Source organism: Tabrizicola sp., assembly GCF_051645465.1.
Classification (GTDB): Bacteria; Pseudomonadota; Alphaproteobacteria; order Rhodobacterales; family Rhodobacteraceae; genus Tabrizicola.
In genome coordinates this window covers 21,274-32,364 of sequence record NZ_JBOFBI010000200.1, presented here as the reverse complement: position 1 = coordinate 32,364, position 11,091 = coordinate 21,274, and the positions used below count along the sequence as shown (strand labels likewise).

General features: G+C 67.6%; 4 protein-coding genes. All 4 read left to right on the top strand.

Going from position 1 to position 11,091, the window contains the following annotated elements:
- Positions 1-12: 12 nt before the first annotated feature.
- Genes ACRCSW_RS12865 through ACRCSW_RS12850 form a run of 4 tightly spaced genes read left to right on the top strand, consistent with a single transcriptional unit; the run spans position 13 to position 10,994 of the window.
- Positions 13-4,839: an SDR family NAD(P)-dependent oxidoreductase gene (locus ACRCSW_RS12865; RefSeq protein ID WP_438705640.1), complete on the top strand. Its 4,827-nt coding sequence runs from the start codon at positions 13-15 to the stop codon at positions 4,837-4,839.
- A 13-nt stretch (positions 4,840-4,852) separates the two neighbouring features.
- Positions 4,853-9,394: a MupA/Atu3671 family FMN-dependent luciferase-like monooxygenase gene (locus ACRCSW_RS12860; protein WP_438705639.1), complete on the top strand. Its 4,542-nt coding sequence runs from the start codon at positions 4,853-4,855 to the stop codon at positions 9,392-9,394.
- Positions 9,391-10,047 carry a 4'-phosphopantetheinyl transferase family protein gene (locus ACRCSW_RS12855; RefSeq protein ID WP_438705637.1) on the top strand — a complete coding sequence of 219 codons (657 nt, stop codon included), beginning with the start codon at positions 9,391-9,393 and terminating at the stop codon, positions 10,045-10,047. The genes ACRCSW_RS12860 and ACRCSW_RS12855 overlap by 4 nt, the downstream gene beginning before the upstream one ends.
- Positions 10,044-10,994 carry a hypothetical protein gene (locus ACRCSW_RS12850; protein ID WP_438705636.1) on the top strand — a complete coding sequence of 317 codons (951 nt, stop codon included), beginning with the start codon at positions 10,044-10,046 and terminating at the stop codon, positions 10,992-10,994. The genes ACRCSW_RS12855 and ACRCSW_RS12850 overlap by 4 nt, the downstream gene beginning before the upstream one ends.
- Positions 10,995-11,091 lie beyond the last annotated feature (97 nt).

The following is an 11,091-nucleotide window of genomic DNA, read 5'->3' as shown; positions in this document are numbered from 1 at the left end:
CGCCGGGTGCTGGTGGCCGCAAGCCACGAGGAAGCCGCCGCGATGCTCGAGGCAGGCGATCCCCGCCGCGTCTTCACCCAGCGCCGCCTGGGCGATGCCCCCGACGTGGTCTTCATGTTCCCCGGCGGCGGTGCCCAATACCCCAACATGGCCCGCGACCTTTACGAGACGGAACCCGTCTTCGCCGAATGGATGGACCGTGGCCTGGCAGCCCTTGGCACCGCCGAGGCCGAGACCCGCGCCCTCTGGAAGCCCCCGGCAGGGCAAGAGGCGACAGCCGCCGAAAAGCTCCGCCGCCCCTCGCTGCAACTCCCGCTTATCCTGATCGTCGAGATCGCGCTGGCCAAGCTATGGGAAAGCTGGGGCATCAAGCCCTCCACCCTGATCGGCCATAGCATGGGCGAGAATGCCGCCGCCTGCGTTGCAGGCGTCATGACGCTGGAAGACGCCGTCGGCCTCGTGCGCCTGAGGGGCCAGCTTTTCGACACGGTCCCGGCGGGCGGGATGCTTTCCGTCCCGATGTCGGAAACCGCGCTCAAGCCCTACCTCGGCGACCTCGACATTGCCTCCGTCAACGCGCCTGAGCTGACCGTAGTCTCAGGCTCCGACACAGGCCTCAAGGACCTCGCCGAACGCCTCCGCGCCGATGACGTGGAAACCACCCGCATCGCCATCGACATCGCCGCGCATTCCAAGATGCTGGAGCCGATCCTCGCCGACTTCCGCGCCCATCTCGCGAAGATGCGCCTCAGCGCGCCGCAAATCCCGATCATCTCGAACCGCACCGGCCAGGTCCTGACCGATGCCGAGGCCACAAGCCCCGACTACTGGGTCGCCCACCTGCGCGGCACCGTGCGCTTTGCTGACGGCATGGCGACGCTGCGCCAGAAGACCGATCGCGTCTACCTTGAGGTCGGCCCAGGCCGGGCGCTGGCGACCCTCGCCCAGGCCAACGGCGCGATGGGCGGCCAGCCGGTCCCGGCCAGCCTCCGGCACCCAGACGACACCGTCTCGGACGACCGCCACTTCATCGCCACCCTCGGCCGCCTATGGGCCTGCGGGGCCAACCCCGACTTCCACCAGCTCTGGGGCGAAGCCAAACGCCGCCGCGTGCCGCTGCCCACCTACCCTTTCCAGCGTTCGCGCTACTTCGTCGATCCCGGCAAGGCCCAGGTCGTGACCGAAGCCGACGTCCTGCCCAAGCGCCATGAGGCCGTTGCCGACTTCGGCTATCGCCTCGGCTGGCGGGTCATGCCCGCCGACTGCCCGGTGGACGTTGAAACCGAACTGGGCGCACCCCTCACCTGGCTCGTCTTCGCCGATGAAGCGGGCCTGGCGCGCGCGACCGTTCAGCGGCTCCGCAGCGCAGGCCACCGGGTGATCACCGTCCACGCAGGGGACGCCTTCGCCCGCACCACCGATGACACCTACACCCTCGCCCCCGAACACGGGCGTGAGGGCTATGACGCACTCCTCGCAGACCTTGCCCAGCGTGACCTGAACCCCGCGAGGATCGCGCATTTCTGGCTCGTCACCGCCGCCGAAGCCTTCCGCCCCGGATCAAGCTTCTTCCAGCGGAACCTCGAGCAGGGCTTCTGGAGCCTCTTCTTCCTCGGCCAGGCGATGGGCGAGATCGGGCTGAAACCCTTGCCGCACCTTCTGGTCGTCACCTCGGGCGCGGCACAGGTCCGGACGGAATCCCTGCCCCACCCCGAAAAAGCCACGGTCGCAGGCCCGGTCCGGGTCATGCCGCGCGAACTGCCGGGCCTCACGGCCGCACTTCTGGATGTCGACCTGCCGGACAGCCGGAAAGCCTCGGTCCCGGCCGAAACCGTCGCGCAGGTGCTGGAGGAAATGCTTGCCACGCCCGCCAACACGACCGCTGCAATTCGCGGCAGCCGACGGCTGGAATCCCGCCTCGTGCCCGCCCCCCTGCCCGCTCAGGCCGAAGTTCCTGAAGGCTCAGTCTGGGTGATCACCGGCGGCTTCGGCGGCATTGGCGTGACGGTGGCCGAACGCCTCCTCCGCGACCGCAGCGCCAAGGTCGCGCTGATCGGCCGCCATGTCCCCGAACCCGGCAGCCTGCGCGCGGGCGTCCTCTCGCGTCTGGAACGGCTTGGCCGGGTGATGGCTCTGGCCGCTGACGTCTGCAACCCCGAAGACATGCGCGCTGCCTTTGACCGCGTGCGAACCGAGTTCGGCCCGATCTACGGCGTTGTCCATGCTGCGGGCACCGTCGATGACGCGCCGCTTCTGGGCAAGGACCCAGGCTCCGCCGATGCGGTCCTGTCGCCCAAGGTGCACGGCACGAAACTCCTCGACACGCTTCTGCCCGATGGCAGCATCGACCGGCTGGTCCTCTTCTCCTCGACCTCGACGGTGATCGCCCCCGCGGGTCAGGCCGATTACGTGGCCGCCAACGAATACCTCAACGCCTTCGCCCGCAGCCGGACAGGGGGACGCACAAAGGTCACCGCGATCAACTGGGGCATCTGGTCCGGGATCGGCATGGCCGCCGATGCCGACGCACGGCGCCAGGGCAAGGACGCAGGCGCGCCACTGCCAGGCCAGCTGATCCTGGAGCGGATGAACCGGGGCGAAGATGAAACCCGTTTTCACGCGACCCTGACGAACCGCCATTGGGTGATGGACGACCACCGCCTCCTCGACGGCACCGCCGTCCTTCCCGGCGCCGCCTGGCCCGAGATTGCCGCCGAGGCGCTGGCGGCGGCAGGCGCCAAACCCGGCTTCCAGCTGACCGACCTCACCGTCTTCCGCCCCCTCCGGCTTGAGGCCGACCTGCCCCGCGACCTGCGCGTCAGCCTGACCCGTGGCCGCGATGGCAAACAGCGGCTGCAGGCACGAGCACTGGAAACGGCGGGCTGGGCGTTGACGGCCGAAATGGGCGTGGCACACCTCACGGACAGCGCAGGCGTGATCGACCTTGCCGCAATTGCCGCCCGCTGCCCCGAAAAGGTCGCGGCGCAAGGCGGCATGAACCTGCCCTCGGCGCAGGAAGACCGGCTCGCCTTCGGCCCGCGTTGGCAAGTCCTGCGGGCAACAGCCCTGGGCCAGACCGAGGGCCTCGCCACCCTGATGCTGCCGACGCAAGCGGTGCAAGATACGGCAACCTGCGCCATCCATCCCGCCCTTTACGACATCGGCACCGGCTGGGGTATCGCCCTTCTGCCCAAGGTCGCCGAAGGCGCGGTCTGGGCCCCCGTGACCACCGCCAACATCCGCGTCCACGCGCCGCTTCCGGCCGAAATCCGTAGCTGGGTCCGCCTCTCCGGCAACCCCGGCGCTGATGTGGCAAGCTTCGACGTGACCCTGACCGATCCCACGGGCCGCGTGCTGGTCGAAGTCGAAGGTATCACCTTCCGCATGGTCGCCTTTGAAGAGGCCCTGGCCCGCCCTGCCCCACCGAACCCGCGCGAAGTTCTGCGTGACGACGACGCCGAACGCGGCCAGTCGCCCGCTGAACAACGGCTTGCGCAGGCGCTCGCAGGGGGCATCGGCCCGGCCGAAGGCGCCGAGGCCTTCCTCCGCGCCCTCGCCTCGGACGGGTCGCAGGTTCTGGTCTCCTCCCTTGATCTGGAGGCCCTCGCCCGGCAAAGCGCGGCCCCGGCTGCAGGCAGCGAAAGCGATGGCCCCGGCTTTGCCAGGCCGGAACTCGAGACGGCCTATGTGGCACCGCGAAACAGCGTCGAACGCACCCTCGCGGGCTTCTGGTCCGAACTCCTTGGCGTGGCGGAAGTGGGGGTCGAGGATGACTTCTTCACCCTGGGCGGCCACTCGCTGATCGCCGTCCGCCTCTTCGCGATGATCCGGCGGCAGTGGAAGATCGATTTCCCGATCTCGATCCTGTTCGAGGCCCCAACCATCGCCCGCTGCGCCGCCCTCATCACCGACCGCATCGGCCCCGAGGAAGAAGCCGCCGCAGCCCCCGCCGCGCTGGCCGACCCCGCCGGGCCGCAGTACACCCATCTCGTCGCAATGCACCGGGGCGAAGGCGGGCAAAAGACGCCGTTCTTCCTCGTCGCGGGCATGTTCGGCAACGTCCTGAACCTGCGCCACCTCGCGCATCTTATCGGCAACGACCGGCCCTTCTACGGGCTGCAGGCACGGGGCCTTTTCGGCGATGCCGAGCCACACTTGACGATCGAGGAAGCCGCCGCCTCATGCCTTGCCGAGATCCGGCTGGTGCAGCCGCACGGGCCCTATCTGCTTGGCGGGTTCTCCGGGGGCGGTCTGACGGCTTGGGAGATCGGGCGTCAGCTGCGCACTGCGGGCGAAGAGGTGGCGCTGATGGTGCTGCTCGACACGCCACTGCCCGTCCGCCCGCCGCTGACCTTGCCCGACAGGGTCATGATCAAGCTGGCCGAGCTTCGCGCCGGTGGGCCGCGGTTCCTCGCGGACTGGGCGAGGCGGCGGCTCAACTGGGAACGCTCGCGCCGGGCGAAGGCAGCGAATGAGCCTGACACGACAGTGCCTTCGTTCCACAACGCCTCGATCGAAGCCGCCTTCCGCCATGCGATCGGGGTCTACCAGCTGGAAGGCTGGTCGGATGGCAAGGTGGTCCTCTACCGCCCCCGTCAGGACAAGCAGTGGAAGGTCACGGGCGGGAAATGGGTCAGCGGGGCGCGGGAGTATGTCTTCGCCGACAATCTCTGGACGCCCTACGCCCCGGGTCTCGGCGTCGTCGAAGTGCCGGGTGACCACGATTCCATGGTGCTGGAGCCAAACGTCCGCGTCCTCGCCGCCCGGATGAAAGCCGCTATCCTGGTGGCGGAGTCAGGTGAACTTCGCCATCCCAATCAAAGACTTGCCGCTGAGTGAACGGAGCCCGCCAATGACCCTGACCGCCCTCCTCATCGGCAACGAAAGCCTTACGGTCGAGTGTGGCAAGCGCTGGCTTGAGCGTGGCCATGCCTTGGCCGGCGTGGTTACGCGTGAGGCGAAGGTCGCAAGCTGGGCCTCCTCGCTTGGCCTTCGCGTCATCGCACCGGGCGCAGGGCTGGTCGAGCGGACAGCGGGCCTTTCGGTCGACTGGCTTCTGTCCGTGGCGAACCTTTCGGTCGTGCCCGAGCCGGTCCTGAAGCTCGCCCGCCAGGGCGGGGTCAACTTCCACGACGGCCCGCTCCCGTCCTATGCCGGCCTCAATGCCCCGGTCTGGGCGCTGCTGAATGGCGAAGCCCAGCACGGCATCACCTGGCACCTCATGACCGCCGGCATCGATGAAGGCGAGGTGCTGGCCACCCGCACCTTCGACATCGACGCTGAAGAGACAGCCTTCACGCTCAACACCCGCTGCTTCGCCGCCGCCGTCGAGAGCTTCACCGAAGTGATCACCGCACTTGAGGCAGGCGGCCAACCCAGGCGCTCACAGGGACCAGGTCCGCGCAAAGTCTGGCGCCGTGCCGACCGTCCTTCGGCGGACGGGCGGCTTGATTTCACCGAAGCCTCGGCAACCGTAGTGCGGCGGGTGCGCGCGCTCGATCACGGCGGCTACCGCAATCCTCTGGCTGTCCCGAAGATCGAGGTCGCGGGCCAGGTCTGGGCCGTTGGCCAGGCCGAACCTGCTCCGGGCTCCGCAGCACCCGGCACGGTGCTTGAGCGCACTCCCGACACGCTGGTCGTCGCCTGCGCCGATGGAGCCGTCCGTCTTTCCAACTTCACCTGCCTGAAAGGCTTTCCCGTCGATCTTGCGACGGTTGGCACAGGTCCCCTGCTCTCGCCCTCAATCGACGAGGCCGCGCGGCTCGATGCAGCCCTGGCCCCAGTGGCCGAGGCGGAACCGCGCATCCGCAGCCTTCTTCTGAAGCCCGATCCCGTTCTGGCGGGCGAGCCACGCCATGAACAAGCCGACTGGCGGCAGGTCCCACTTGCGCTGCCCGACCACACCCCCGCCCGGCTTGCCCTTGCCGCCGTCCGCGCGCTTGGCCGCACTGCGGGCGACATCGCCTGGGCCTCGGGCCAGGACCCGGCCCCCGGCTATGTTCTGCCCTGGGTGCCAGTCCGTCTCGACGCGAGCGGCCGTATCTCTGACGCCGAGACCCGCACGGCCAAGGCCATCGAAGCCGCCCGTGTCGCGACCGGCATCGCCGCCGATCTGGCCCTGCGCGAGCCAGGCATGCCTGCGCTTTCGCCCTCAGGCCTTGCGATCACCGGAGGCTCAAACCCGGTGACCGGCACCGCGGTGACGATCTCCACCAGCTCCCCAACCCTCTGGCATGACGCCAACCGTATCCCGGCTGATGAGGCCGCGACCACCGCCGCCCGGATTTCGCGGATCGTTGCCGCCATGACGGCCGCGCCCGACCAGGATATCGCCACGCTCGGCCTTCTGTCGAAAAGCGAAGAGCAGGTCTATGCCGGAGCACTCGCCGCGACCTCGCGAGACTACGACCGGCAAACCACCCTCCCCGCCGCAATCCTGGCCCAGGCCCAACGCTCGCCCGAGGCCATCGCCGTTATCGCAGGCAACACGAGGATGACCTACGCCGCACTGGCCAACCACGCCGCGCAAATTGCGAACACCCTGCGTGCGATGGGCGTGGGCCGGGGTGAACTCGTTGGCCTCGCCTGCCGCCGCACAACCGACATGGTCGCGGGCGCCCTTGGCATCCAACTCGCAGGTGCGGCCTACGTGCCGATGGACCCGGCCTACCCCGCCGACCGCCTGGCGCTGTACGCCGAGGACTCGGGCTGCCCCGTCATCCTCACCGAAAGCGCGGTGGCCGACGCCCTGCCGAAGGGACCCGCCCTCCTCATCGTCGATACCGACCCCCGGCTAAGCAGTGCCGCAACCGCGCTACCAGATGAAGGGCCTCAAGCAGATGACCCGGCCTACGTCATCTACACCTCCGGTTCGACCGGGCGACCCAAAGGCGTGGTGGTCGGGCACCGCAATGTCCTCAACTTCTTCGCAGGCATGGACGACGCGCTCGGCACCGACCCCGGCACCTGGCTGGCAGTCACCTCGCTCTCGTTCGACATCTCGGTCCTGGAGCTTTTCTGGACCCTCACCCGTGGCTTCACCATTGTCCTCGCCGATGATGCAACCCGGACGCGTCCGTCAGGCGGAACAGCCGTCAGCAGCCGGAAGATGGACTTCAGCCTCTACTACTGGGGCAACGACGGCGGCACTGGGCCGCGCAAGTACGAGCTTCTCCTCGAAGGCGCCAAATTCGCCGATGCCAACGGCTTCTGCGCCGTCTGGACGCCCGAGCGGCACTTCCACGCCTTCGGCGGACCCTACCCCAACCCCTCGGTCACCGGGGCGGCAGTGGCCGCGGTCACGCAGAACATCGGCGTCCGCGCGGGCAGCTGCGTCGCACCCCTCCACCACCCCGCAAGGATCGCAGAGGAATGGGCGGTGATCGACAACCTGACCAACGGCCGCGCAGCGCTCGCCATCGCCTCGGGCTGGCAGCCCGATGACTTCGTCCTGCGGCCGGAAAACACACCACCCGCAAACCGCCAGGCGATGCTCGACTCGATCGACCTTGTCCGCAGGCTCTGGCGGGGCGAGGCCGTGCCCTTCCCCAAAAAGGACGGCACCATGCACGCCGTCGTCACGCAGCCGCGTCCGGTGTCGAAGGAAGTGCCAATCTGGGTCACCACCGCCGGCAACCCAGAAACCTGGCGCGATGCAGGCCGGGTCGGCGCCAACGTACTTACCCACCTTCTCGGCCAGACGGTAGCCGAGGTCGGCGACAAGGTGAAAATCTACCGCGCGGCGCTCGCCGAAGCGGGCCACGACCCGTCCAAGTTCACCGTCACCCTGATGCTCCACACCTACCTCGCCGCCGACCGCGAACAGGCGCGCGAGGTCGCCCGCGAGCCGATGAAGGACTACCTCCGCAGCGCAGCCGCCCTGATCAAGCAATACGCCTGGGCCTTCCCGGCCTTCAAGAAGCCGCAGGGCATGTCGAACCCGATGGACATCGACCTCCGCAGCCTGGCACCAGACGAGCTTGAAGCGATTCTCGACTTCGCCTTCCTGCGCTACTTCAACGATTCCGGCCTCTTCGGCACGATCGAAGACGCCGTCGCCCGGGTCGAAGAAGTGAAGACCATCGACGTCGATGAAATCGCCTGCCTGATCGACTACGGCATCCCGACCGCGACGGTCCTCGAAGGCCTGAAACCCCTGGCCGAAGTCCTGCGCCGGACCAACAGCGCAGCAGAAGGCGACGAGACCATGGCAGGCCTGATCCTGCGCCATAACGTCACCCACCTGCAATGCACCCCCTCGATGGCCCGGATGCTGGCCGAAGACAACGGCGCCCGCGCCGCGCTGAAGCGGCTCAAGCAGATGCTCGTCGGCGGCGAGGCCCTTATGGGCCGCCTGGCGGGCGATCTGTCCAGTCTGATCGGAACCCCGGTCCTCAACATGTACGGCCCGACCGAGACCACGATCTGGTCCTCGGTCGAGGCGACAACGGGCGAAGACGGCGTCGTGAACATCGGCCGCCCCATCGCCAACACGTCCCTTTATGTTCTCGACGACACGCTCTCCCCCGTGGCCGAAGGCAAACCGGGTGAACTCTGGATCGGCGGCGAAGGCGTGGCCCACGGCTACTTCCAGCGCCCCGACCTCACCGCCGACCGCTTCCGCGCCGATCCCTTCGCCGGATCGGGCCGGATGTACCGCACCGGAGACCTCGTCCGCCGCCGTCCGGATGGCAAGCTCGACTACCTCGGCCGCGCCGACTTCCAGGTCAAAATCCGGGGCCACCGCATCGAACTGGGCGAGATCGAGACGGCCCTCGAACATACTGCAGGCATTCGCCAAGCCATTGTTATCGCTCGTGAAGACAACCCCGGTGACGTCCGGCTGGTTGCCTATGTCACCTCCGATGGCGCGATCGACGAACAGGCCCTGCGGTCCGGGCTTGCCGCCCACCTGCCCGACGTGATGGTCCCCGCCCATATCGTCAAGCTTGAAGCCTTCCCGCTGACCCCCAACGGCAAGGTCGACCGCAAGGCGCTCCCCGCGCCCTCGGCGGCACCGGTCGCGGCGCAAAAGACCTTCGTGCCCCTCGAAGGCGGGGTCGAGGAAACCATCGCCACCGTCTGGGCAAAAGTCCTCGGCATCCCACAAGTTGGCCGCTCCGACAACTTCTTCACCCTCGGCGGCCATTCGCTACTCGCCGTCCAGGCGCACCGCGAGATGAAAGTGGCGCTCAATTCCGACCGGATCGCCATCACCGACATCTTCCGCTTCCCCGTCGTCTCCGCGCTCGCCGACCATATCGGCAAGATGGTCCCATCCGCCGCCCCGGTCGCCGCCACGCCCGCCACCCCGGACCCCGGCGCCGACACGAGGATGGACGCGATGGCCCGCCGCCGCGCGATGCGCGAGGCCCGGGAAAAGGCGCTTGGATGACCACGGCCCTTTCGCTTGGGGCCATCGAGACTGCGGTGAAAGGCCTGTTTCCCGACGGGGTAGCAGTGGCGGTCGAAGAGGTCACTCCGGGCACTGACGGACACCTCTGGCCAGAAGAACGCGCCGCAATCGCCGGTGCCGTGCCAAAGCGCCTGGCCGAATTCGCCGCCGGAAGATCAGCCGCCCGCCAGGCCCTTGCCAAGCTCGGCCACCCACCCGCCGCGCTGCCAGTAGGTCCCGACCGCGCGCCCCTCTGGCCGCCGGGCATCGCAGGCTCCATCGCCCATGCCGCTGATATCGCAATCGCCGTCGCGCGCCGCGGCTCCCCGTTAGGCATTGATATCGAAGAAGACTCCCCCCTCGATCCCGACCTCTGGCCCGTGATCTGCACCAAGACCGAGCTCGACCAGCTGCCCCTCCAGGACCGCGGCCTCTTCGTCAAACACATCTTTTCGGCCAAAGAGGCCATTTTCAAGGCCCAGGACCCCCGCCACCGAGCGATGTTCGGCTTTGATGCCGTATCGGTCACCCTTGCGGAAAGCGGCTTCCATGCCAAGTTCTGCCAGGACGCCGGGGCGTTCCGGAATGGCCAGACCGTCACAGGGCGGCTGACCCGCATCCACGGACTCATTCTTGCAGGAGCAGCCAGGTGAAGGCGACACGGCGGTGGGCGATTTTCGGTTCCCTCTTGGCAGCCCTTGGCGGCGGCGCACTTTATTGGCAGCTGACGCGCCCGCCTTCCGCCGCTTCAGTCCGCGCCCGGCTGACCGGCAAAGTCCCTCCGCCCGAAGGCCCGCTGAACGTCTTCCACCTGGGCCACAGCCTCGTGAACCGCGACATGCCCGCAATGCTGGCCCAGCTTGCACCCGAAGGCCACCAATACAACAGCCAGCTTGGCTGGGGTACCACGCTCAAGGCCCACTGGGGTGACGAGCCGATCAACGGTTTTGAAGCCGAAAACGCCCACCCACGCTTTCGCCCCGCGCACGAGGCGGTCAAAAGCGGCGACTACGACGCAATCGTCCTGACCGAAATGGTCGAAATCCGCGCGGCAATTAGGTACTTCGAATCGCCCAAGTACCTCGCAAGGTGGCTTGCGGAAGCGCTGGCGGCAAAGCCGAACGTGCGCCTCTATCTTTACGAGACATGGCATCAGCTGGACGATCCCGAGGGTTGGCTTAACCGGCTTGACCTCGACATCGACAGGTACTGGTTGTCGCGAGTGCTCGGCCCCGCCCTGGCCGATACCCCTGCGGCCGCAAACGTCCATTTCCTGCCCGCAGGGCAGGTGCTTGCAGCCTTCGTCCGGCTGGTCGAGGGCAGGGGCGGGGTTGGCAACGTCAAAGACCGGACCGACCTTTTTGCCCGCCAACCCGATGGCACCATTGACCAGATTCACCTGAACGACCTTGGGAATTACCTGGTCGCCCTCGTTCATTACGCGGTTCTGTATCAGAAAGACCCGATCGGACTGCCCTTTGCCCTGAACAAAGCCGATGGTACCCCTGCAATCGCGCCTGAGCCTGAAGTCGCTCGGCTTATGCAAGAGATTACGGTCTCGTATGTCCGCGCATTGGGACTCTCCGGCATAACAACCTGAACCCGCCGGGCGCACCACCCCAAGTTGCGGATTGTGTTGCACATGAGCCCTAGGCAACGAATTCGCGAGCGAATCCTTATTTCTTTCTTTTCGTTAC

Bases quoted from the DNA above. Each gene is read 5' to 3' on its own strand.
- ACRCSW_RS12860 (WP_438705639.1), top strand. From the start codon at position 4,853: ATGACCCTGACCGCCCTCCTCATCGGCAACGAAAGCCTTACGGTCGAG.
- ACRCSW_RS12855 (WP_438705637.1), top strand. From the start codon at position 9,391: ATGACCACGGCCCTTTCGCTTGGGGCCATCGAGACTGCGGTGAAAGGC.